Origin of the sequence: Arthrobacter pascens, assembly GCF_030816475.1 — a bacterium.
Taxonomy (GTDB): domain Bacteria; phylum Actinomycetota; class Actinomycetes; order Actinomycetales; family Micrococcaceae; genus Arthrobacter; species Arthrobacter pascens_B.
This window is the reverse complement of the sequence record NZ_JAUSXF010000001.1, coordinates 1576496-1599988: the sequence shown is the minus strand read 5'-3', so window position 1 is coordinate 1599988 and position 23493 is coordinate 1576496. Positions and strand designations below refer to the sequence as shown.

The 23493-nt window shown below is 63.5% G+C and carries 20 protein-coding genes and 1 pseudogene; 7 read left to right on the top strand and 14 right to left on the bottom strand.

All coding sequences use genetic code 11. The features are described from left to right. Nucleotides 1-35: 35 nt before the first annotated feature. From smc to coaD, 8 genes are all read right to left on the bottom strand, one after another. Nucleotides 36-3638 (bottom strand): chromosome segregation protein SMC, encoded by a 3603-nt coding sequence (smc, locus tag QFZ40_RS07355; protein WP_306903645.1) that lies wholly within the window; start codon nt 3636-3638, stop codon nt 36-38. A 109-nt stretch (nt 3639-3747) separates the two neighbouring features. After that, nucleotides 3748-4767, bottom strand: coding sequence for a hypothetical protein (locus tag QFZ40_RS07350; protein ID WP_306903644.1), 1020 nt, complete (start codon nt 4765-4767; stop codon nt 3748-3750). Further along, nucleotides 4764-6062 (bottom strand): MFS transporter, encoded by a 1299-nt coding sequence (locus QFZ40_RS07345; RefSeq protein WP_373427408.1) that lies wholly within the window; start codon nt 6060-6062, stop codon nt 4764-4766. Before QFZ40_RS07345 ends, QFZ40_RS07350 begins: the two co-directional genes overlap by 4 nt. Before the next feature lie 136 nt (nt 6063-6198). After that, on the bottom strand, nt 6199-7146 hold the full coding sequence (mutM, locus tag QFZ40_RS07340) for a bifunctional DNA-formamidopyrimidine glycosylase/DNA-(apurinic or apyrimidinic site) lyase (protein ID WP_306903642.1): 948 nt from the start codon (nt 7144-7146) through the stop codon (nt 6199-6201). 6 nt (nt 7147-7152) lie between these two features. Then, nucleotides 7153-7881 carry a ribonuclease III gene (gene rnc / locus QFZ40_RS07335; RefSeq protein ID WP_306903641.1) on the bottom strand — a complete coding sequence of 243 codons (729 nt, stop codon included), beginning with the start codon at nt 7879-7881 and terminating at the stop codon, nt 7153-7155. A gap of 21 nt (nt 7882-7902) precedes the next feature. Next, nucleotides 7903-8106, bottom strand: coding sequence for a 50S ribosomal protein L32 (rpmF, locus tag QFZ40_RS07330; protein WP_009356569.1), 204 nt, complete (start codon nt 8104-8106; stop codon nt 7903-7905). 36 nt (nt 8107-8142) lie between these two features. Continuing rightward, a complete protein-coding gene (locus tag QFZ40_RS07325; RefSeq protein WP_306903640.1) occupies nt 8143-8667 on the bottom strand; it encodes a YceD family protein in 525 nt (174 codons plus the stop codon). A gap of 124 nt (nt 8668-8791) precedes the next feature. After that, nucleotides 8792-9292, bottom strand: a complete 501-nt coding sequence (gene coaD / locus QFZ40_RS07320) for a pantetheine-phosphate adenylyltransferase (protein ID WP_306903639.1) — start codon at nt 9290-9292, stop codon at nt 8792-8794. Between the two features lie 43 nt (nt 9293-9335). Here coaD and QFZ40_RS07315 point away from each other — a divergent pair, with 43 nt between their 5' ends. Beyond that, on the top strand, nt 9336-10565 hold the full coding sequence (locus QFZ40_RS07315; RefSeq protein WP_306903638.1) for an aminotransferase class I/II-fold pyridoxal phosphate-dependent enzyme: 1230 nt from the start codon (nt 9336-9338) through the stop codon (nt 10563-10565). Beyond that, on the top strand, nt 10565-11350 hold the full coding sequence (locus tag QFZ40_RS07310; protein ID WP_306903637.1) for a spermidine synthase: 786 nt from the start codon (nt 10565-10567) through the stop codon (nt 11348-11350). Before QFZ40_RS07315 ends, QFZ40_RS07310 begins: the two co-directional genes overlap by 1 nt. A gap of 3 nt (nt 11351-11353) precedes the next feature. Here QFZ40_RS07310 and rsmD read toward each other — a convergent pair whose 3' ends face one another. The 6 genes and pseudogenes from rsmD to QFZ40_RS07280 all read right to left on the bottom strand — a co-directional run. Next, nucleotides 11354-11977, bottom strand: a complete 624-nt coding sequence (gene rsmD, locus QFZ40_RS07305; protein WP_306903636.1) for a 16S rRNA (guanine(966)-N(2))-methyltransferase RsmD — start codon at nt 11975-11977, stop codon at nt 11354-11356. A 63-nt stretch (nt 11978-12040) separates the two neighbouring features. Next, complete coding sequence (locus tag QFZ40_RS07300) at nt 12041-14326, bottom strand: ATP-dependent DNA helicase RecG (RefSeq protein ID WP_306903635.1); 2286 nt, start codon at nt 14324-14326, stop codon at nt 12041-12043. Beyond that, entirely contained in the window at nt 14316-15308 is a 993-nt protein-coding gene (locus tag QFZ40_RS07295) for a DAK2 domain-containing protein (RefSeq protein ID WP_306903634.1), read from the bottom strand. The genes QFZ40_RS07300 and QFZ40_RS07295 overlap by 11 nt, the downstream gene beginning before the upstream one ends. A gap of 22 nt (nt 15309-15330) precedes the next feature. Next, a complete protein-coding gene (gene thiL / locus QFZ40_RS07290; protein WP_306906855.1) occupies nt 15331-16281 on the bottom strand; it encodes a thiamine-phosphate kinase in 951 nt (316 codons plus the stop codon). A 245-nt stretch (nt 16282-16526) separates the two neighbouring features. Further along, nucleotides 16527-17912, bottom strand: a complete 1386-nt coding sequence (locus QFZ40_RS07285) for a hypothetical protein (protein ID WP_306903633.1) — start codon at nt 17910-17912, stop codon at nt 16527-16529. Between the two features lie 104 nt (nt 17913-18016). After that, nucleotides 18017-18340: pseudogene (locus tag QFZ40_RS07280) on the bottom strand (thiamine-phosphate kinase); the annotation flags it as partial. A gap of 174 nt (nt 18341-18514) precedes the next feature. On the opposite strand from QFZ40_RS07280, the gene QFZ40_RS07275 reads away from it, so the two are divergent. The 5 genes from QFZ40_RS07275 to QFZ40_RS07255 all read left to right on the top strand — a co-directional run bounded on the left by QFZ40_RS07275 (nt 18515) and on the right by QFZ40_RS07255 (nt 23453). Next, nucleotides 18515-19123, top strand: a complete 609-nt coding sequence (locus QFZ40_RS07275) for a YdcF family protein (RefSeq protein WP_306903632.1) — start codon at nt 18515-18517, stop codon at nt 19121-19123. A gap of 46 nt (nt 19124-19169) precedes the next feature. Beyond that, the gene (locus tag QFZ40_RS07270) at nt 19170-19457 is read left to right on the top strand and encodes a hypothetical protein (protein ID WP_306903631.1); all 288 of its coding nucleotides are present in this window, start codon (nt 19170-19172) and stop codon (nt 19455-19457) included. A 74-nt stretch (nt 19458-19531) separates the two neighbouring features. After that, on the top strand, nt 19532-20665 hold the full coding sequence (wecB, locus tag QFZ40_RS07265) for a non-hydrolyzing UDP-N-acetylglucosamine 2-epimerase (RefSeq protein ID WP_373427407.1): 1134 nt from the start codon (nt 19532-19534) through the stop codon (nt 20663-20665). Nucleotides 20666-20870: 205 nt separating this feature from the next. After that, complete coding sequence (locus tag QFZ40_RS07260) at nt 20871-21572, top strand: phosphocholine cytidylyltransferase family protein (protein WP_306903629.1); 702 nt, start codon at nt 20871-20873, stop codon at nt 21570-21572. 204 nt (nt 21573-21776) lie between these two features. Continuing rightward, on the top strand, nt 21777-23453 hold the full coding sequence (locus QFZ40_RS07255; protein ID WP_306903628.1) for a hypothetical protein: 1677 nt from the start codon (nt 21777-21779) through the stop codon (nt 23451-23453). Nucleotides 23454-23493 lie beyond the last annotated feature (40 nt).

The following is a 23493-nucleotide window of genomic DNA, read 5'->3' as shown; positions in this document are numbered from 1 at the left end:
CACAGACACAGAGGGCGTTTCCCGGGAACGGCCGGCTACACCTCTGCGCCCAGGCGTTGGCTGATGACGGTGGACACGCCGTCTCCGCGCATGGTGACGCCGTAGAGTGCGTCAGCGATTTCCATCGTCCGTTTCTGGTGCGTGATCACGATGAGCTGGCTGGATTCCCTGAGTTCCTCGAAAACGGTGATGAGCCTGCCAAGGTTGGTGTCGTCGAGTGCTGCTTCCACCTCATCCATGACATAGAACGGGGACGGCCTGGCCTTGAATATGGCCACCAGCAGTGCGACGGCGGTGAGGGAGCGCTCACCGCCGGACAGCAGGGAAAGCCTCTTGATCTTCTTACCCGCGGGGCGTGCCTCGACCTCGATGCCGGTGGTGAGCAGGTCCGCCGGGTCCGTCAGGACAAGCCGGCCTTCCCCTCCAGGAAAGAGCCGGGCGAAAACCCGGACAAACTGCGCCTGCGTGTCCTCGAAGGCCTCGGCGAAGACCCGCTGGACCCGGTCGTCCACTTCCTTGATGATGTCCAGCAGGTCCTTGCGGCTGGCCTTCAGGTCCTCGAGCTGGGTGCTCAGGAACTGGTGCCGCTCCTCGAGGGCGGCGAATTCCTCAAGGGCGAGTGGGTTCACCCGGCCCAGGCTGGAGAGGTCCCGTTCGGCCTTCCTGAGCCGTTTTTCCTGTTCCTCCCGGACAAAGGGCTTTCCCTCTGCCACCGGTGCGCCGTTGTCATCCACCGGTGTCCGAAGCGCAGCCCATTTGTCTCCGGTTTCTTCTGCCGGAACCGGCACGGGCACGTCGGGACCGTAGTCCGCTACCAGCATGTCGGGGCTGATCCCGAGTTCGTCGATGGAACGGCTCTCGAGCGCTTCGATGCGCGCCCGCTGCTGCGCCCGGGCCAGTTCGTCGCGGTGGACCGAATCTGTCAGTTCCGCCAATTCGCGCGCGAGGGCCTCGTTTGCCGTCCGCACTTCCAGGAGCGCGCGGTCCCGCTGCTCCCGGTTCTCTTCGGCCAGGTCCCGCTCCCCCCGGGCTAGCTCCACGGATAGGTCGATGAACCGGGTGGCAAGCTCGACGGCGGCCGAAACGGCGGCAGCGCGCTTGGCCTGGATCCGGCGGCGCCGGGCCCGCTCCGCCGCCTCTTCACGGGCGCGGCGTTCCGTGGCGGCTGCCCGTTCCAGCGACACGGCGCGGTTGCCTGTGGCGGCCAGCTGCTCCTCGGCGCTGCGCAGCGCCAGCCTCGCCTCCATCTCCTCGGACCGCGCCGCTGAGGCGGCCAGCGCCAGGGCATCTCGTCGGGCAGTGGAGGGCTCCTCCTCCGCGGGCGCCTCCTGGGCGGCGGCCAGGCGGGCAGCAATGGCTGCGAGCGCCGCTTCCTCCGTCACCACGTTGGCCTCAGCAGCGGCCAGCGAAGCGGCAAGCCTGTCACTCTCGCCCACGGCGCTGCGCAGGACCGAGTTCAGGTGGCCCAGCCGTTCGGCGACTGCTGCGAGGCGGGCATCGGATTCGTGCAGCCTGTCGAGGGCGGCGTCGGCCCTGTCCTGCATTTCGGCGCGCCGTGCCTCGGCACCGGCCAGGGCGAACCTGTTCCGCTCCAAGTCAGCTGTGACGGCGGCAAGCCGGGTCTCGGCGTCGTCAACCGCTGCCTGCACCTCCAGGAGTGACGGAGCTTTCGCGGAGCCGCCGGTGATGGTCAGCGCTGTGAAGACATCACCGCCCCTGGTGACGGCAGTCAGTTCAGGCCTTTCGGCCACCAGTCGGGCGGCGGCCGCAAGGTCATCGACGACGGCGGTTCCGGCCAGGAGGGCCCCAACGGCTCGCATCCCGACGCCCGACGCCGAGGCCGGCGCGGAAACAAGGCCGACAGCGCTGCGGGCACCGGCGGGCAGTTCGGGTGCAGGCTCTGTTCCCTTCCCCCCGGCCGGAAGGGCCGATTCCAGCAGCAGCGAGGCGCGTCCGGCGTCGTCGTCCTTGAGGAACTGGAGCACAGCCACGGCCACGGCCGGATCCCGAACCAGGACCGCCTCCGACGCCTCCCCGAGGGCGGCAGCAACTGCGGTTTCGAATCCTGCCTCGACGGTAAGTTCCGATGCGAATGTTCCGGCGACGCCTGGCAGTCCCGAGTTGAGCGCGTGTTCTCCGCCGTCTTTGCGGTCCAGTCCGAGCTGGAGGGCATCCCGCCGCGCCACCAGGGCATCACGTTCACGAACAGCCTCCCCGACGGCGGCGGTGAGGTCCTTGATCTCCTGGAGGACGCCATCCAGCCGCGCAGTTGCCTCCTCGTAGTCGGCGTCGAGGCTTTCTTCCCCCTCCTCGACTCCCGCCACCTGGCTTTCCAGGGCCGTGAACTCCTCCTGTGCGCGGCGGCGGCGCTCGGTGCCGCCCGCCACAGATTCCCGCAGCCTGCCGAGCTCGGCGTGGGCGGACTCCACCCGTGAGCGGGCAGCAGCCACCTGGCCGGCAAGCCGGGCAAGTCCCTCCCGCCGATCGGCGGCGGCACGTAGGAGGGCCGTCAGCCGTTTCTCCTCGGCAAGGGAGGCGCGCTCAGCCTCTGCTTTGGCCGCTGCGGCGGTATCAAGGGAGCTGCGTTTATCCAGGATGTGCCGTTCAAGTTCCGCCACCTCCTCCCGGACACGCGCGGCCTGCCGTTCCAGCTGTTCCGGATCCCGCCCGGAGTATGGTTCGGCGTCAACGGAGCCGAGCAGCCTGCTGCGTTCCTGGGCGAGGGAGCCCAGGGCACGGAGCCGTTCGCGGGCCGCGGACAGGCGGTACCAGTCGTCCCGCGCGGCGTTAAGCCTGGGAGTTGCCTCTGCGGCGAGCTGCTCCAGGTTCGCCTGGCTCCTGCGGCCGGATTCAAATTCCTGTTCCACGATGGCCCGGCGGGCCTTCAGAGCGGCCTCATCCGCTATGTCCTGGTCAAGGGAGCTCTGCAGCCGGACAAGGTCATCGGCCAGGAGCCGGGCGCGGGCATCCCGCACGTCAAACTGGACGCGCTGGGCCCGGCGGGCCACTTCAGCCTGCTTGCCGAGCGGCGTCAGCTGCCGCCGGATCTCCCCCGTAAGATCGCTGAGCCGCTGCAGGTTGGCCTGCATGGCCTCGAGTTTGCGGACTGTCTTTTCCTTGCGACGGCGGTGCTTGAGGATTCCGGCGGCTTCCTCGATGAACCCGCGCCGGTCCTCCGGGGTGGCGTGAAGCACCTTGTCCAGCTGGCCCTGGCCCACAATTACATGCATTTCCCGGCCCAGGCCTGAGTCCGACAGCAGTTCCTGGATGTCCAGCAGCCGGCAGCCGGCACCGTTGATGGCGTACTCGGAGCCGCCGGTGCGGAAGAGGGTGCGCGAGATGGTGACCTCGCTGTATTCGATGGGCAGAGCACCGTCAGTGTTGTCAATCGTCAGGGAGACGTGTGCCCGGCCCAGCGGCGGCCGGCCGGACGTTCCCGCGAAAATGACGTCCTCCATCTTGCCGCCGCGGAGCGTCTTGGCGCCCTGCTCCCCCATCACCCAGGACAGGGCATCCACCACATTGGATTTCCCCGAGCCGTTCGGCCCCACGACGGCGGTGACGCCAGGTTCGAAATCGAAGGTCGTGGCGGACGCAAACGACTTGAACCCCCGGACGGTCAGGCTTTTGAGGTGCAAGGTGTTTCGGATCTCCTGAGTGGCTGAAGCGGCTGCTTTGCTGCCCCAAATCTACTGCGTTTTAGCGGATTTCCGCGGATTTCGGCAGACCGGTCCTGAAGTGTACCGCTTACTTCCGGACCACGGCCGGGGACCAGGCATGCTCAATGAACAGTGCGGGCTGCGCGGCAGGGTCGGTGCCCAGGGACCAGATGTCGCTGTCCTGGCCTGATCCTTCGCGCGGAACGCCGTACAGAACCGTGGTGTTATCGAGCCATTCCAGCTGGTCGTCGATGCTTCGCTGCTCTGGGAGGACCGTTTCCGTCCCCGCGGCGATGTCCAGCACCGCGATGTTCCGGTGGCCCACCAGCGTTCCGTCCATACTCTTCTTGAAAGCGATCCGTGTACCGTCCGGAGAGACTGAAGGGCATTCGACGCCGGTAGCGACCTCCGTAAGGGTTTGGTCCCGGAGGCTTCCCCGGACCAGCCAGATCTTTCCTTGGGAGGACGCCGTGGCGTAAAAAACGTCAGGCTGTCCGGGGGCGAACGTGACGCCCCAGATATTGCGGTCCGGGGCCTTGATCCGCGTTCCGCCGGCAATGAGGGCAAAATCCTCGAGGTTGGCGTGAAGGGCGCCATCGCTGCTGCGGATCACGGTCTCGGTGGAGAACCCTGCAGACGAGTAGGAGTGACCGCCCACAAAGACCGTCGAAGCAAGGAGTAAGCCATCCGGGCTGATCCGCGTCCTGCTGGGTATGCCGGGGAGCGCCCAGGATTCAATAGCCTTCAGCGAGCCATCGTATGTCGTGGCCTCGAAATTGGTGGGCACTTCATTCTTTGTACGCAGGCAGCTCACGAGGTGACGCACGGCATAGACCCTGTCACAGCTGTGTCCGCTGACCGCCCGCTGGCCTGAGGGATCAGCCAGGAGGACAGTGGCTGCTTCGCCGAAGCCCTGGCCGGGCGCTGTGTTCCGGAACATCACGAACGGTTCGGCCGGCAGGCCGTCGGCCCTAACCACGTCCACCGCTGACTCCGCTTCCTGGCTGGTCTTCGCACCCTGGAAAGCTGCAACGGCATAGGCCGCCGTGCCTCCGGCCACCAGCAGTACGACGGCGAGCAGCGTCAGCCAACGCCCCCTGAGGCTCACCGGGCAATCACCTGACGGCCCGGTCCGCGCATCAGGATGGCTGCCGCGCCAAGGGCGGCGGCCAGGAGTACGGCCACGCAAACCATGGCGGTACCCGCTCCAACGGCAAACCAGAGAACGCCGAATCCTGATGCTGCAGCCATCCTGCTCAGCGCCACCACTGTCTGTGCCGTTCCAAGGGCTGTCCCTACTTTCTCCGGTGCCGACAGCTGGCTGACCAGGGCGGCCAGCACACCGTCCGTCGCTGCGTAGAAGAGCCCGAGCAGAACCAGGCACCCCAGGGTTACGCCAAGACCTCCAAACGGCAACGCTGCCAGCAGGTAGCAGGCCAGCAGGGCCACGTGGCCGGACAGGAATACCGGAACCCGGCCCCAGCGGTCAGCCAGCCTGCCCAGGGGGACCGCAAACAGCAGGAATGCGGCGTTGGTCCCGACGAAGAGGAGCGGGAACCACTGGACGGCAAAGGAATCGCGGTTCTGCAGGATCAGGTAGATGAAGCCGTCACCGATCGTGAGGATGCCCAGCAGGCCGGCGGTCAACATCAGCCGGCCCAGTCCCTGTTCCTTCAGATGGGCCCACGTGATCCGGGGGAAGCGGAGCCGGGGACCTCGTAAGGGCCGGCGGGTTCGGGCCTCCCGCCTTGGCCGCGGGCCTTTCCTGCCCGGAACGATGAGCACCAGAACAGCGACGCCGATGGCCGAAAATGCCAGCGAAACCACGAAAACCGTACTGAAGCCCTGAGGAATGGCCAGAAGCACCAGGAACGCAATGAGCGGGCCGGCGGCAGCACCGATGTTGTCCAGCATGCGGTGGATTCCAAAGGACCTGGCCAGATAATCCGGCTGTGCCGCCTCGGAGATCAGTGCATCACGCGGCGCCGTCCTGATGCCTTTCCCGATCCGGTCCCCCGTGACGATCGCGGCGACAGCCCCAACGCCTCCGGCGAAGAGGAAACCGATCCTGGCCAGCATGGACAGCCCGTAACCGGCCACGGCAACACGCTTAGGATGGCCTGTGCTGTCCGATACCCAGCCGGCGGCGATCCGGACAATGGCGCTGGCACCCTGGTTGATGCCGTCAATAAAGCCGAAGGCGATGGTGGACAGTCCCAGGAACCCTGTGACATAGAGCGGCAGGATGGCAGACACCGACTCTGAGGATATATCCGTCATCATGCTGACGACGCCAAGCCAGATGATCACCGGGGACAGCCGGAACGCCGCTCCGGGGGCGGCGGGCAGGTCCGACTCCGTGTCCTTCCGGCCGCCGCTGCGGTCCGCCATCGAAATGTACAAGGGCTGCCTGGTTCCTGGTCAAGGGCTGGGACTGGTGCGTTATGCGCCTAGTCTGCCAACGGACTCCACATTGTGGAACCGCAGAATCCGCACACTTTGCCCGGCCGTCTACCCGCGCCTGTTTACCATCGTCCCTCTACCATCGCCCCCTTCGGGGCTTCGGCTGGCATACCGGACAGGTGTAGGAGGAGCGGTTCATGAATTGATCCCGCCGGATGGCAGAGGTGATTCCCGCAGCGGCGCAACGGCCGCAGGGCTGCCCTTCGCGGCCGTAGGCATTGAGTGAACGCTCGAAGTATCCGGAGGCGCCGTTGACATTCACGTAGAGGGAATCGAAGCTGGTCCCGCCGGCGGCCAGGGCATCCTGCATGACTTCCCGGGCACAGTCCAGGACTGTTTCGGCCTCGTTCCGGCGCAGGGTGTCTGTGGGCCTGGCAAAGTGCAGTTTTGCCCGCCACAGGGCTTCGTCTGCGTAGATGTTCCCGATTCCGGACACCAGGCCCTGGTCCAGCAGCGCACGTTTGAGGCCCGTCCTCCGCTTCCGGAGCCTGCGGTAGAACAGCTCGAAGGAGAACGCCGGGTCCAGGGGATCCCTGGCGATGTGCGAGGCCTCCTCCGCGATCAGGGGAAGCGGGGATTCGGCAAGGCCGCCGGGGGCGCCGTCGTCCGTGGGGACCAGCGACGTGACGAACAGCCCACCGAAAATTCGCTGGTCCACAAACCGTAGCTGTTCGGGCATCCCTTCCCGGGCGCTGAGGCGAAGCCTGACTTTCAGATGCTTCTCGTCAGGAACGCTGTCGTCCTGCATGAGGAGCTGGCCGCTCATTCCAAGATGCGCCATGAGCGCGACGGCGGGAGGTCCGTAGCTGTCGGCGTCGTCCTGCAGCGGCATCCACAGGAATTTCCCCCTGCGGACCACGTCCGTCACAGTGGCACCCACCAGATTGCCTGTGAAGTCCTCGCGGCCCAAGGCATGGCGCCGGATGGAACGCTCATCCAGGACGTCCACTCCATTGATGGTCCGGCCCCGGACCCAGTTCACCAGGCCGCGGCGGACGACCTCCACTTCCGGGAGTTCCGGCATGACAGCCTAGACGTTTGCAGCAGAATCGGCCGGGCCGGCGGTCTGCACCGAAGCGATAGTCCCGGAGAGCACCCGCCAGGCATCGGCGGCAGCTTCCTGCTCCGCTTCCTTCTTGGAGTGTCCGGATCCCTTGCCGTAGGCGGTGCCGCCGATTTCCAGCACGGCAGTGAACGTGCGGGCGTGATCCGGCCCTGACCCCTGCACCGCGTAGTGGATGCTGCCCAGCTGCCGGCTCGCTGCCAGCTCCTGGATGCTGGTCTTCCAGTCAGTTCCCGCACCGAGCGCGGCAGCGTCCTTCAGGAGCGGGCCGATCAGGCGCATCACCAGCTGCCGGGCAGTCTCGATGTCATTGGACACATAGGTCGCGCCAATCAGGGCTTCCATGGTGTCAGCGAGGATGGACGCCTTGTTCTTGCCCTCGGTGAGCTTTTCGCCCTGGCCGAGGTAGATGTAGTCGCCAATACCCAGGCTGCGGCCGATACCGGCCAGCGCACGCGTGCTGACCACGGCGGACCGCCGCTTGGCGAGGTCACCTTCGGGCAGAGTGGGGTTGTCACGGTACAGCGCATCCGTCACGGAAAATCCCAGGATGGAGTCGCCCAGGAATTCCAGCCGCTCGTTAGTGGGGATACCGCCGTTTTCGTAGGCGTAGGACCTGTGGGTGAGCGCAAGACGAAGCGTCCCGGCGTCAATGGAGACACCGAGACGCTTCAGAAGCTCTTCAGTTGAAGACATCATGTCAGCCTGAATGGCCGATTAGACGTCCGCGACCTTGCGTCCCTTGTACTCAAGGAACAGCGCAGTGCCAGCCGAGTCGGTAACGACCTTTGCCTGGTGCGGCAGGCTGTAGGTAACCTGGCCGTTCTCTACGGTCTTCACCAGGTGGGGGGCAGTTGCCTTCCACTGGGAGCGGCGGGCGCGGGTATTCGAGCGAGACATTTTCCGCTTGGGAACAGCCACGGCTAACTCATTTCTCTCTAGACAAACACGTACAAATCAATTTTGCCGGTCAGGCTTAGCCATATCAGCTAGGGCAGCCCAGCGAGGATCCAAGACCTCGTGGTGGTGCCCCGGCTCGTCTTCCAGGCGAGCTCCGCATTCGGAGCAAAGGCCCTGGCAGTCTTCCCGGCACACCGGCTGGAACGGCAGCATGGTGACAACCGCGTCCCGCAACACCGGTTCAAGATCGATTACATCGTGCTCGACTCGACGTTGCTCTTCATCATCTTCTTCATCCGAAAGCAGGACGCCTTCATAGAAGAAAAGTTCTTGCACATTGACCTCAAGGTCATACGCAAGGGGATCCAGGCATCGGCCGCATTCACCGGTTACTTCGGCGACTGCGGTTCCTGAAACCAGAATTCCTTCGTGTACGGCCTCAAGCCTCAGATCCAGCTCGATATCCGAGCCTTCCTGAACGCCAATGAGTGCCACACCAAGATCACTTGGTGCGGGTACATGTTCTTGAAGTGTTCGCATACTTCCCGGGCTGCGCCCAAGGTCCTTGACGTCGAACGCCAAGGGCGAACTAGCATCTCGCTTAATGAGAACTCCTGTTGAACATATGACCGACGTACTATCTTAGCCTGAAGAACCTTGGGGACTCAAACCAGGCCGGTGACGGCCACCGAAGTACCGGACCAGCCTACCCTCTCGGCCGCTGGTCGGGTGGAGACTCGCCAGCCAGCAGCCTCTTTTGCACCGAGCGGGGCACGTAATCGGACACGTTGCCACCCAGGCCCGCGACTTCCTTGATCAGCGTTGACGACAGATGCAGGTAATGCGCTTCGGCGGGCAGGAACACAGTTTCCACGCCGCTCAGCTGGCGGTTCATGGTGGCCATGGGAAGTTCGTAGTCGAAATCGGACGAGGACCGCAGACCCTTCACGATCGCCGATACACCCCGTTGCCGGCAGTATTCCGCCAGTAGCCCCTCACCCACCGGCTCCACCACGATGCCTTTCAGCGACGCCAGCGTTTCACGCGCCATGTCGATGCGGTCCCCGAGGCTGAACCTGTACTTCTTGGAAATGTTGGTGGACACGGCCACGATGACCTCATCGAAAAGGCCTGCGGCGCGGGCAATAACCTCGAGATGGCCGTTGTGGATGGGGTCGAAGGATCCGGGGCAAACAGCACGTCTCATGCTCCGAACCTACCGCATCCCAAGGCCGGGATACCATGACTGGATGCATCCACCAAGGGAACTTTTCAAGGCCTCGGCTCCGGCTCCCTGGCAGCGTGCGGCCCTCGGTGCCAACCTGCTGGGTCCTGACGGCCAACTCGGGATCACCATCTTCGAGGAGATGACTGCGCTTGCCCAGCGGACCGGGGCCATCAACCTTGGGCAGGGATTTCCTGACGAGGACGGGCCGGCGGAAATCAAGGACGCGGCGCAGGCTGCGATAGCGGCAGGCGCCAACCAGTACGCGCCGGGCAAAGGCATTCTTGAACTGCGGGAGGCGGTCTCTGCCCACCAACAGCGGTTCTACGGCCTCTCCCCGGCCCCGCAGACTGAGGTCCTGGTCACCACCGGCGCAACGGAGGGCATCGCGGCTGCACTCCTGGCGTTCGCCGGTCCCGGTGATGAAGTGCTGACCTTCGAGCCCTTCTATGACTCCTACGGCGCAGTCATCGGGCTTTCCGGCGCAACCCATGTCACAGCACCGTTGCTGGCGCCGGATTTCCTCCCCGACATGGACGCCCTCGAGGCGGCCTTCAGCGAGCGCACCCGGATAGTTCTCCTGAATAATCCGCACAATCCCACAGGTGCGGTTTTCCCGCGCCAGGTCCTCGAGCACGTGGTTGACCTGGCCCGCCGGAACGACTGCCTGATCATCACCGATGAAGTGTACGAACACCTCACCTTCGGCGTCAGCCACATCCCAGTGGCCACCCTGCCCGGTGCCGGGGACAGGACCGTCACCATCTCCTCCGCCGGAAAGACTTTTTCGTTCACTGGTTGGAAGATCGGCTGGCTGTCCGGCCCGCAGGAGCTCGTGGCAGCCATCCGCACGGTGAAGCAGTTCCTCACGTACAGCTCCGGAACACCTTTCCAGGCAGCCATCGCAACGGCCCTGGCGCTCCCGGACGAGTTCTACCAGGGTGTCGCGGACACCCTCCGGCGCAAGCGTGACATCCTCAGCGAAGGCCTCCAGGCCGCGGGATTCGACGTCTATTCTCCCCAGGGGACCTACTTCGTGAACGTGGACACCGCACCACTGGGCATCACGGATTCTGTTGACCTCGCCCGGAGACTTCCGGGGCTGGTGGGAGTGGCCGCCATCCCCGTCCCCGTCTTTTGCCACCCGCAGGGTGCCGAAAGGACGCGCAGCCTGCTTCGGTTCGCGTTCTGCAAGAAAGTGGAAGTCCTGGAAGAAGCTGCGTCCCGGCTGGCCGGTCTCAGCGGAAAGCTCTGATGCCTGAGGCCGGAAGCACACGCGCCAGGTTCCTGAGGACCACAGGCCAGCACGCCTCGATCCAGCCGGATGCCTTCACGGACGGCTCATTCGTCCTAAGCATCGGCGGAGCTGAACAGTCCCACGTGAACCTGGCCCGGCCCGAGGAGATCTTCTACGAATACCTGCGCAGGATCGGCCACCTCGTAGATCTTGCCAAGCCGGCAGGGACGCCGCTCACGGCACTCCACCTCGGGGCCGGCGCGCTGACCCTTGCCCGCTACATCCAGGCCACCAGGCCGGGCTCCGTCCAGTACGCGGTGGAGCTTGAGCGCGAGCTGTTGGATTTTGTGCTGCAGCAGCTCCCCCTCCCGGAGGGAACGGACCTGCGCACCATCATCGGCGACGCGAGGGATGCCCTGACGGAGCTGGAACCGGGACTGCGCTTCGACGTCGTGATCCTGGACATCTTCTCCGGCCCGGCAGCTCCGGAGCACATCGCCTGCGAGGCCTTCTACCGGGAGGCCCGTGCACGCCTGGAGCCGGACGGGCTGCTGATCGTGAACGTAGGCGACGAGCCCGGGCTCACCCTGGTGCGGAGCCAGGTGGCCGCGATGCGGCGCGCCATGGCCGACGTGGCTGCCTTCGCTGAAGCCGGGATGTTCGCCGGCCGCTACCCCGGCAACATCATCCTTGCCGGAACCCAGACAACGTGGCCCGCCGGGTGGACAGCCGAACTCATGGCGCGCGGCCCCCACCCGGCGAAGGTGCTGACAGGCGTGGAACTGGACGCCCTGGCTGGCTAGGCCTCAACCACCGGACGGGCCCAGCGCGTCAATAACCAGGTCATCCTGGATGGCGTCAGGCACCGAGGGTTCGGCGAACCAGAGCCTGGTTTCCCCATACTTCTTCTCCGCAAAGCGTTCCATACCGTCCGGCCAGTCCGGTTCCGGTGACCGGGACGACCTTTCGACAACCACCACGGCGGACGAAGCGAGATGGGCGGAGAGTTTCTCCAGCACCGCCGATAATGCCGGTTCGTCCAGTGGATACGGGGGATCCAGGAAAACCAGGTCCCAGCTGCTTCCATCCACCGCCCGTTCCAGGAATGACTCCACCCGGGACCGGTGCACAGTGACCGCTTTGCGTCCCACCACCCCGTTGATCAGGTCCGCGTTACGTTGGCAGACGGCGCTTGCCTTGGCATCGAACTCCACCAGGTCCACGGTGTCAGCGCCCCTGCTGCCGCTCTCGACGCCCAGCGATCCAGACCCCGCATACAGGTCCAGGACCCGGGAGCCGGCAATGACGCCGAAGGCGTCGAGGCGCGAGAACAGCGCTTCCTTGACCCGGTCTGTCGTGGGCCGCGTCATGCTGCCCGGAACATTGACTAGTGGAGTGCCGCCGGCGGCTCCTGCAATAATCCGGCTCATGTCCGGACCCTGCCTGAAGGACCCGAGGTTCCGGCCGTCCCGGCTGTTCGGTGCAAAGCCGCGTCATCCTCGTTCAAGGAAGGCCTCCTTCTCGGGGTTCAGGTACTCATCGATTGCCCCGGCCAGCCACGGATGACGCTCCAAGGAGGGGTCATGGCCCACGATGTCCTGGGCGTCCTGCCTGGCACGGGCAATGATGTCCTCGTGCTCCAGCACCCTGAGGAGCCTCAGGGTGGAACGGCCGCCGGACTGCGAAGCACCCAGGATGTCACCCTCCCGCCGGAGCTTCAGGTCCTCCTGGGACAGCTGGAAACCGTCGGTGGTGGAGGCGACGGCGTCAAGCCTGCGCCGGCTTGGATGCCCGGGTTCCAGCGTGGTGACCAGCAGGCAGGTACCGGGCAGCCCGCCCCGGCCGACCCGGCCGCGGAGCTGGTGCAGCTGGGAAATGCCGAACCGGTCGGCGTCGAGGATGACCATCAGGGTGGCGTTGTGGACGTCAACGCCCACTTCGATGACAGTGGTGGACACCAGCAGTTTGATCCTGTTTGCCGTGAAGTCTGCCATGGCCGCCGTCTTGGCTGCGGGTTCCTGCCGGCCGTGAAGCGGTGCCACCGGGATGCCGGCAAGCGAGGGCTCCTGCTGGAGATGTTCGACGATGGTAGTCACCGACGCGAGCTCGCGTGCGGCGCCGTCGCCTTCCAGGTCCGCGGGGGAAGGTTCCGCTTCCCCGGGACTGAAGTCGCCGTCGTCGTCCGTTCCAATGCGAGGACACACGACATAGACCTGGTGCCCTGCGTCGATCTCCTCGCGGGAACGGGACCAGATGCGTCCCGCCCAGCCCGGGTTCTCGAACAGTCCCACCACATGGGTGGAGATGGGTGCCCTGCCCGCCGGAAGTTCGTCCAGCACCGAGGTTTCGAGATCGCCGAAAACGGTCATGGCCACGGTGCGCGGGATGGGTGTCGCTGTCATGACGAGCAGATGCGGAGGCTTGCTGGCCTTGGATCTCAGGACATCTCGCTGCTCCACGCCGAAGCGGTGCTGCTCGTCCACCACGATCAGGCCAAGGTCGTGAAAGGACACGTTCTCGCTGAGGAGCGCGTGCGTCCCGATCACGATGCCGGCCGTCCCCGAGGCGGCGTCGAGCAGGGCCCGCTTGCGCGCCGCGGTGGGCATAGATCCGGTCAGCATGGTGACCTGCACGCCATTTCCGCCCAGACCGGCGAGCAGTCCGTCCCCGGAGAGCATCGGATCCCGCGACAGGGAGCCGAGGGTGCGGCGGATCGATTCGTAGTGCTGGGCAGCGAGCACCTCAGTGGGGGCAAGCAAGGCTGCCTGTCCCCCGGCGTCGATGACCTGCAGCATGGCGCGGAGGGCCACGATCGTCTTTCCGGAGCCGACGTCGCCCTGAAGCAGGCGGTTCATGGGAGCGTCCTGTCCGAGTTCCTCGGAGAGCGTCTTGCCGACGGCGGACTGGCCGGCCGTGAGGGTGAAGGGCAGCTGCCTGTCGAAGGCCGACAGGAGCCCGTCCGGGACCGAACGCCTTGCAGTGGCCTCCTCCGCCGCCAGCTGGGCGCGCCGCCGGGCAAGGGCGGACTGCAGGACCAGGGCTTCCTGAAACCTGAAGCGGTCCCGGGCCCGCTGCCAGTCCTTAGGCGTCTCCGGCGCGTGGATGAGCCGGTAGGCTTCGGCCATCGGGAGGAATTTCTCCCGGACCGAAACCGCGGCGGGTACGGGATCGGGAAGCGTTCCCAGGTCCACCGTTTCCAGGAGCGTGGCAATGACCTTCTGGATGGACCAGCTGGTGAGTTTGGCCGTGGCGGGGTAGACCGGAATGGGCATGGCCGCCAGCTGCTCCGGGTCCCTTCCCTTCGTGAAGGGGTCCTCGTCCAGGAGGAGGAAATCCGGGTTGGTAAGCCCCAGCGAACCGCCGAACCGGGTGACCTTGCCCGAGAACAAGGCCCTGCGTCCCTGGAGAAGCTCCGCTTTGGCCCGGTAGCCATTAAAGAAGCTGACCTTGAGGGTTCCCGGGACTTTGCCACGGTAGTCGCGGCCGCCCACCACCCGGAGACCCGTCTGTCCGTCGTCGTCGGAAATGACGACGTCGGTGATGGTTCCCCGGCGGGCCCGCATGGAGCGCGTGCTGCTGGAGACGACGCGGGCGATGAGAGTGACGTCCTCGTCCAGCGGGACCTCGCTGATTGGCGTCAGTTCGCCCCGGTCCAGGTACCGGCGCGGGAAGTAGTTCAGCAGGCCGCCCACGGTCGTGATGCCGAGATGCTTCTCTATGACGGCAGCGGAGCGCTTTCCGATCCGGCGTTCAAGGCCCAGGTCAAGTTCAGCGCTCATGCCCATTGAAGTTCACCGGGTCTGCTTGGGGATCACGGGGCAGGGCGAGCTCACTGACGGTGATTTGCGTGGGGTCCCCGAGGGAGCGGATAAGCCGGACTGCAGGGTCTGCGTCGGCGACGTGGACATGGACCCGCCAGCGGTAGTTGCCGTCCGCGTCAGAGGAATTGCCCACCTGGCTCATGATGACTGACTCACCGATCTCGTCCAGGCGCTGCCGAAGGGTGGCTGCGTTCAGGGGCGACAGGCTGATGGTGCACATGACTTCCACGCCGTCGTCGTCGGGCATGTCGTTGTGGATGTGCGGATCCTGGACGTCATAGCCGTGCAGGCCGTCCAGGAGCTCGCTTTGCAGTTCCTCCCCAAGGACGGCCGAACGGAGGCAGTCAAGGATGAGGAGCATGCCAACGCCGCCGGCGTCGACGACATGCGCGGCCTGCAGGGCGTCCAGCTGGACTTCAGTACGGATCACCGCAGCAAGCGCACCCTCCACGGCCGCATCGAGCGCCAGTCCCAGGGCGTGATTGCTGTCATCGCCGTTCTGCCCGGCATCCACAGCCGCGGCGGAACGGGCAGCCCCTTCCATCACCGAGAGCATGGTTCCGGGAACCGGGTCGCTCAGGGCGGACCAGGCACGGATCTGGGCGCGGTTCAGGGCAGCCGCCAGGAGCGTGGACGTCAGGCGGGTGTGGCCCACCAGCGGCTCGGCCGCGGCGCACAGGAAAACCGAGAAAAGCGTCCCGGAATTTCCGCGCGCCTGTTCCATGGCAGCCTGGCCGGCCCGGGCCAGGACCGCTCCGACGTCGGATTGACCAGCTTCGGGCCCGCTGGGGTCCGCGTTGAGGGCCCGGGCCGCGGCGCGGACTGTGAGGTAGAGATTGGTCCCGGTATCGCCGTCCGCGACCGGGAAGATATTGATGGCATTCAGCCGGTCGCTGTGGTTGCCGATAGCCGTTTCAGCCTTACCCAACCACCGCTTCATCGCTTGCGCGTTAGCGGCAACCTTAGTCTGCAAAGTGATCCCATCCCCCGGCGCCAGTGACCCGGCCCGCAATTTTGACGCCCGGGCTTTCGGTGGTCCCCAGGGCTTGTACTGAGCCTATCGCAGTGAATCCGGAAGGCAGCTGAATGCCGGAAGGGAATGTAGCGAGCAGCCCGTGATCCTCTCCGCCGCCCAGCACCCACGTCAGCGGGTCCACGCCAAGCAGTTCTGACGCCGGTCCCAGGCGTTCGCCCAGCCGTCCCAGCTCCCGGGGTTCGAGGTCAAGAACCGCCCCGCTGGCGCCGGCGAGCCGCGCCCCGTCCCGGACCAGACCGTCGGAAATGTCCAGCATGGCGGTTGCCCCGGCTGTCCTGGCCAAGGGCCCGGCCCACAAGGGTGGCTGCGGCCTGCATTGGATGTCCAGCAGCGCCCGCTGCTCAGGTGTCAGGGAGTGGACGTCCAGCTCCGATTCCAGGAGCGCCAGTCCGGCAGCGGCGTGGCCAACGGTGCCGGCAAGAGCCAGGACATCACCGGGACGGGCACCCGAACGCAGGACGGCGCGGCCCCCGTTGAGCGTGCCCAGCACCGCGGCGGTGACCGAAATTTCCCGGCCCCGGCCCAGGTCTCCGCCCGCCACTGAGCATTCCTCGGCGCCGAGTTCCCGGATACCTGCGGCGAGGCCGTCGGCAAGGTCTTCCACCCAGCTCACAAGGGTGCCCGGAGGCAAGGTCAGGCTGACCACCAGGGAGGTGGCTGTGGCACCCATCGCGTTGATGTCACTGAGATTCTGCGCGGCCGCCTTCCAGCCCACGTCAAACCCTGTGGTGTGGTAACCGTTGGCCCATCGGAGCCGGAAATCCTGGTCCTGCACCTGGGTATCGATGCTGATGACGGTCCGGCCGTCGGAGGCGGAGATAATGGCGGCGTCGTCTCCCGGCCCAAGGACGGTGGCGGCCGAATGCCGGGCGTCCATTTCCAGGCGCGGAAAAATCCTCGCCAGCAGGTCGGATTCGGACAACCCGGCAACAGTCAGGGTCTTTTCGGATAACGGAATTTCAGGCACGCCACTACGCTACCGTCAGGGACTGACAATGCATGGCGCCCGACACTGGCCCGATGAGCCGTGATGCTCGGACTGGAGCAGAATTGGTCTGGAACATTGCGTAGGAACATCGAGATGCCGGCCGGACAGTGCACTGTTGACTGCAGGCATCTTGTTCAACGTCCGCGTAACTCCTGACACGGAATTTGAACCTGGGCAAACTTCCAGCCCGCGGGTGCAACCAGCACTGGTGAGCTGGACAAGGCCTGGTCACTTTGACATGCGGCCCTGGCCGAATTCACTCCTGCCGACCAGTCCGGGCCATCTTGGCGAAAGGTCGTTGCAGGAAAGTAACTGACCATGAGGAAGGCGAGGAAAAACCAGGCAACCAGTGCGGAAGAGGGGCGCGATAACCGCCGTCGTTCAAGTGCGGCCGCTACAGCGAGCGGGAGCAGCAGGAGCAGGAACATTGCCGGGGCCGCCGCATAGCGCATGTAGCCAAATATGCCCCCCTTCGTCCAGTCGGCCTCCGTGAAGTTTGCATAGTTGAACATGATGTTGCCGCTCAGCATGACTGACGCGATCCAGCAGATCCAGGCGGCGATGAAAGTGCCTATGGCGGCGATCTTCAGTTCGGGCCGACCTGTTACAACGGTGTAGACCAGCAGCCCGAGGACCAGGAGTGCAGGGACAAGCAGCGACCACGCCCCGAACGAGACGATGTTTGAACTCATGGTACGGCTGTCGGGGTGCCAGATTGAGCCGATCGGCAGCAATCCAAAACCCATAAAGACCGACCAGCCGTCCGGAAAATACTTGAGTGGGGCTCCGGCGAACCGGGGATTGTTGAACGTTGTCAGCAACTGCACGCCGATGCCCAGAAGTAGTCCCGCCGGTGCTGCAAAACTGCGGCGCCGGAACATTGTCCAGAGGGCCAGGGGCAGGAACATGCCGGTGATGATCTCACTGGCAGCACTAACGAATGCCACAACAAACATCGTCCCGCGCGCAACCGGCGACTTGGGTTTATACAGCAGCAACCAGGGCATGAGCCATAGCAGGAACCAGTGCAGGTTGGCGGCATTGCCAAGCACTTCCTCCGGACCAATCGGCAGCAGTACCGGGATAACTGCGATCATGCACCGTACCGGTACGGAAGCGGAGACGGACCGGGAAAGGTGGAAGACAGCGACAGAAACGAGCGATACAACGAAGCAGCTCATGAGCGACATTGCCAACGCGTAACCCTGAAGTGGCGCCAGGACATGCGCAACGCTGGCCAGCGTACGCGGAAGTACATGGAGGTAGCCGTCGTAGGGCAACGCAATGCTGCGCAGCTGACCGTGGCTTAGCACGTCCCTGAGGAACACACCGCCGTCCTCGGCCCATACTGTCTTGCGTGCCATGGCAGGGAGGCGCGCCCACGTCAACAGGGCGAGGACCACCACCACACCGGCCCAAGCCAGGAATTTGAGTCCTTTAGCCGCCGGAGTCACCCGAACGAAGTTCTCGTCCTTCGTGACGGTACGGCGCGGGCGATCAACCTCGATAATTTTAGTCATTTGGTCAGTAGTTTATAGTCTGGCCACCCGGCTGACCGAATCTGCGCGCAGCACTGATTTTGCGCAGAAAAGCCGGCGGATTGGCGCCGGCATCACCAAACCTCGGCGCCGAGTTCCCGGATACCGGCGGCGAGGCCGTCGGCAAGGTCTTCCACCCAGCTGACAAGGGTGCCCGGAGGCAAGGTCAGGCTGACCACCAGGGAGGTGGCTGTGGCACCCATCGCGTTGATGTCACTGAGATTCTGCGCGGCCGCCTTCCAGCCCACGTCAAACCCGGTGGTGTGGTAACCGTTGGCCCATCGGAGCCGGAAATCCTGGTCCTGCACCTGGGTGTCGATGCTGATGACGGTCCGGCCGTCTTGGGCGGAGATGATGGCGGCGTCGTCTCCGGGCCCAAGGACTGTGGCGGCCACATGCCGGGCGTCCATTTCCAGGCGCGGAAAAATCCTCGCCAGCAGGTCGGATTCGGACAACCCGGCAACAGTCAGGGTCTTTTCGGATAACGGAATTTCAGGCACGCCACTACGCTACAGCGCGGCACTGACAAGATGCCTGCAGGCCCCGTTTTGGGCACATTGGAGGGCCGTGACAGACTCATAGGCGTGCAGCATTCCATCCGTAGGGTGATCACGGCATCCCGCAGGGTGGCCATAGTTGCCGTGGGGTGTTTCCTACTGTGGCTGGTTTTGGCGGTACAGCTATTCATGTATGTCGATCCGCTCTCAGTGCACCGTACGGACGCCGTCATCATGTTGGGCGGTTCGGCCGAGGAGCGGCTGCCGGAAGCCAGGAAACTCCAGCAGGAACTTCAGATCCCCGTCCTGGTGCTTTCAAATACAGAGACGAAGGGCAACGCGAAGGCCGATGAGGCCTGTGATGATGCGGCTTTCCCGAATGCCGAACTTGTGTGTTTCCGGCCGGAGGGGATGGATACGCGCGGGGAATCAAAGGCTATTGCGCGCCTGATTGAACTCAACCGCTGGCACTCCGTTTCGGTTGTGACTTCCAGTTACCATGTCGCTCGCGCCGGGCTGCTGATCGGTCAATGCACGACGGCGGAGGTACAGGTGGTGGCTTCCCACCCGGACCTGAGCCCGGCCCAATGGCTGGGGCGGTTTGTTATTGAGACCGGAGGCCTGTTGGACGTGACCTTTAGGCCGGAATGCGGTTCAGCAGGCGCTGATGTAAGAATTGAAAAGAAAATTGGTTGAACTGTAAGCGCTATCTACATTTGTTAGAAGGGAGGAGGACGAGAATTTGGAGAACACTCCAGACGGCGAGTCGCCGCTTGTCCCAGCTCCCCGGCACCTGCGTCGTCGCCGATTAGGGCGGGACACACATGGCTTCTTCCCCGTCTCGGTTACGCAACCGGTACCCTTACTGCCGCCAGCGGAGCGGCCCGCACCTGCTAAGCGCTCAGCCCAACTGGACTCAGACCACGAGGAATTGATTTATCGCCGCAAACGCTTCGTGGCACTGCTGGTAGTGATTCTTGTGGCCATCAGCGTCCCCGCCCTGATCATCGCCTTGGTGTTCCTAGGCTGAACCTCGCTATATGCAGCTTCACGCTGCCAGCTCAACCATCGCCGAATCCAGGAGGATATTCCTTGCACTGCATCATGCCAATCTTCGGGACCAGGCCGGAGGCCATCAAGATGGCTCCCATCGTCAGTGCGCTCATGGAATCCCCTCATTTTCACTGTGTCGTCACGGTCACGGGACAGCACCGCGAGATGCTGGACCAGGTCAACGAGCTGTTTGGCATCGTTCCAGACCACGACCTGAACATCCTGCAACAAGGCCAGTCACTTTCCGCCATCATGACGCGCACAATGGAAGGCCTGGAAAAGCTGTTCCTGCAGGTGAGGCCGGACGCGGTCGTCGTCCAGGGCGATACCACCACTTCTACAGCCGCTGCCATCGCGGCCATCTACCATGGTGTTCCGGTGGTACATGTCGAGGCGGGCCTGCGCAGCGGCGACCCGCTGTCACCTTTCCCAGAGGAGGCCAACCGCAAGATCACCAGCCAGATCGCTCGCCTTCACCTGGCTCCCACAAGCACCAGTCGCACCAATCTGATGAACGAGGGCATCAATCCTGCTGACATCGTGGTCACCGGGAATTCTGTAATCGATGCCCTCTTGGCAACGGTGGATAAGCAAATAACGTTTACTGACCCTAAGTTGGAGGAACTCGTAGCTTGCGGCCGGCGCATCCTGCTGGTCACGACACACCGCCGGGAGAACCAGGGTGCTATCATGCGCGGCGTCGGACGTGCTCTCGCCCGCATCGCAGAGGCCGAGCCGGATCTGGTCATCGTGCTTCCCATACACAAAAATCCGGTGGTGCGTGAAGCGGTGCTTCCTGCGCTCGAAGGCAAAAAAAACGTCTTGGTTACCGAACCGTTGGCATACGGAGAGTTCACACGCCTGATGTCCATGGCGCATATGGTCTTGACCGACTCGGGAGGCGTGCAGGAAGAGGCGCCGAGCCTTGGCAAGCCGGTGCTGGTGATGCGGCAGAACACCGAGCGTCCGGAAGCCGTCGACGCAGGCACCGTGCTGCTCATTGGGACAGATGAGGACCGCATTGTTACGGAGGTAACCCGGCTGCTCTACGACGAAGAACACTTTGCCACCATGGCAAACGCCCTAAATCCGTATGGCGACGGAAGGGCTTCAGCCCGAACATTGGCCGCGATTGAGGAACTATTTGGTGTCGGGTTACGGATCGACGAATTCGCCGGTCATTGATCTTTGACCATGGAGATCTGTCGCAGAAGCGGTCGCCTATATTAAGGTTTCGAGGCGGGCCACTTTGGGTGAGTCATGACCGTGCCGTTATGCTTGTCCAGGGGGAAGAGACCACCGGGCCGTTCACACGGCGCTGGGGCGACCTTGAGTGATGCCGCGGCTCGCGCTTCCGCCAAACGGATCACTTGTCGAACAGGAATCACTTATGAAAATCCAGGCCGTAATTCTTGCTGCCGGTATGGGAACGCGACTTGCACGTCCACACCCCAAGCCTATGACGGAACTCAGCGATGGCCGGACCATCATGCACCAACAGGTCCAGAATCTCCAGAACAAGTTTGGCAAAAAGAAGTTGCGACTTACCATCGCCGTGGGTTTCAAACTTGAGATGATTCTCGAACATGTGCCCCACGCTTCATTCGTCTACAACGAGAACTTTGACCAGACCAACACGTCGAAGAGCCTCCTGAAAGCGATCCGCAACTCCGCCAAGGGCGGGGTGCTCTGGATGAACGGAGACGTAGTTTTCGACCCGGACATCCTCGACATGCTAATCCCCTACATCAAGCGCGACGAATCTTTCATCACCGTAGATGTTTCCTCCGTGTCGGACGAGGAAGTCAAGTACACAACCGACTCTGATGGGAAGATCCAGGAACTCTCCAAAAGAGTGCCGGCCGACGTGGCCCAGGGCGAGGCTGTCGGCATTAATTATGTCAGTTCGAAGGATAAGAAGAAGTTTCTCAAGCGTCTGATTGAAGTGGATGATCAGGACTACTTCGAGGGCGCAATCGAACTCACCATCACGCAGGACGACGTCAAGTGGACTCCTGTGGACATCAGCGAATTCTATGCCGTTGAGGTTGACTTCCCAGACGACCTGGCTCGGGCCAACGCCAGCATCTAGGTGAGCTCCTAGGGTATCCGGTGCTCAGTGGTCACACGGTTCTTGATGCCATTGCCCAACCCACCGGAACATCAGAGGTCACTTTAGCAATTGCAACAGCAGAACCAGAACCAAGTATCTCGACGTGAAGCCATTAGGTGGTCAATAGCCGGAGCCACGGGAATCACGCTGCTCGGGATGTCCGGATCGTCGGGAGGCACTCGCATGAAGCCGCAGGCGTGTGTTGTACCAGCCACCACGCTGGACGGCGCGGTTGTGCTCGGGTCGCGACGTGTGCCGGATCTGCCTTACCGGCAACTCGCGCTCGGCCCGGCTCTCACGATGCAAGTCCGAGAAGAATTGGGCCCTCGCAGCAGCGCCCCTAGGGACTCACGGAAAGGGCTGGCGGCTTTCGGCCACCTGACTGACAGTCATGTGCTCGACGCTGCCAACCCGGGGAGGCTGTCCTTCCTTTGGCAGTACTTCGACTTCGACTTCTCGGAGGGATTTCCTATCTCAGGTTTGTTCCGTCCGCAGGACCTTCTGACCGTTCATGTGCTGGACGCAACCGTCCGGAAGCTCAACGCGGTCGCGCGGGGACCTATTTGTCAGCGACCCCTTGATTGCCTCGTCATGACGGGTGACCTCACGAACTCGTTTGCCCTCACCGAACTGTCCGCCGGGATCGGTGTGTTCGAAGGTAAATCCGTAACAGCGCACCCGGGTAGCACCTATGAGGGCCTCCAAGATCATGGGCCGGCCCCGCTCGAACTGTCGCGAAGAATTTGGCACCCCGAACCGGAACCGTCGTTGACGGCACCCGATGAATGGAAGGCGCTTTACGGCTATCCCTCCGTCCCCGGACTCCTCCAAGCCGCCATCAAGCCTGTGACAGCGGAAGGTTCACGTTTTCCTTGGTTCGTCGGCGTGGGCAATCACGACGAAGCCGGACGTTCGACGACGGAGACGATTTCGGCGAAGACACGTTTTATAGACACTCTTCGCGTCGGAGACCGGCTTCCGATCCAACTACCTCCCCGGATGGACGAACAGGACTTTTGGGAGAACGTCAATCATTCCAGCGATAGTGGACGAAAGTCCCTCATCGCATCGATGCCGTCGCGAAAGGTAACTCCGTCTAGCCTTCGTCGCGAATTCAGCAAGGCGGACATCATGAACTCGCTGGAGAATCGCGGGCATGATGACGAGATGCGCAGATCCAGCCCGAGTTTAGAGAATCACGCATACTACACATTCGATTTATCGCCGCTTGTTATCGGGATCATGCTGAACACAGCGAGTCCGGACGGCGGCGGCGTAGCAGTGATGGACGCAACTCAAGCGGAGTGGCTTGAGGAACAACTAAAAGCAGTTACCTCGAGGTCATACGATTCGAAGGGCAGGCTGACAACAACAAAAGTCGTAGACCGCCTTGTGGTCTTGTTCAGCCACCACCCACTGGCGGACTTCGAGGAGAACACAGAGTCTTACCACGGCGGGGAGCGTAGGCTGAACCGCTCAGCGGTCCAAGGACTCATTTCCCGGTTTCCCAATGTTGTGGCATGGATGAACGGCCACATTCACAAGCACAGGGTAACGCCGCACGCAACGAAGTATGACCGCGGTGGATTCTGGGAAATCACCACTGCATCGCTTATCGATTACCCCCAGCAATCAAGAATTGTTGAACTATTGGATAACGGAGACGGAACGCTATCGATTGTTGCCACCTTGGTAGACCACTCCTCCCCGGAAAGCGTGCTCTATGAACGCCACAGCCCCCAATCCATGGCTGCCTTGAGCCTGGAGATTGTTACCAACTACCCAGGCCTTGACCACGATGAGGTGGTGGGAAGCCTGGAGGACCAAAACGTGGATTTGATAGTAAGAAGTCCCTTTTGACGCTAAAGCCTTCAAATCGACATTCTTGTTCCGAACCGCC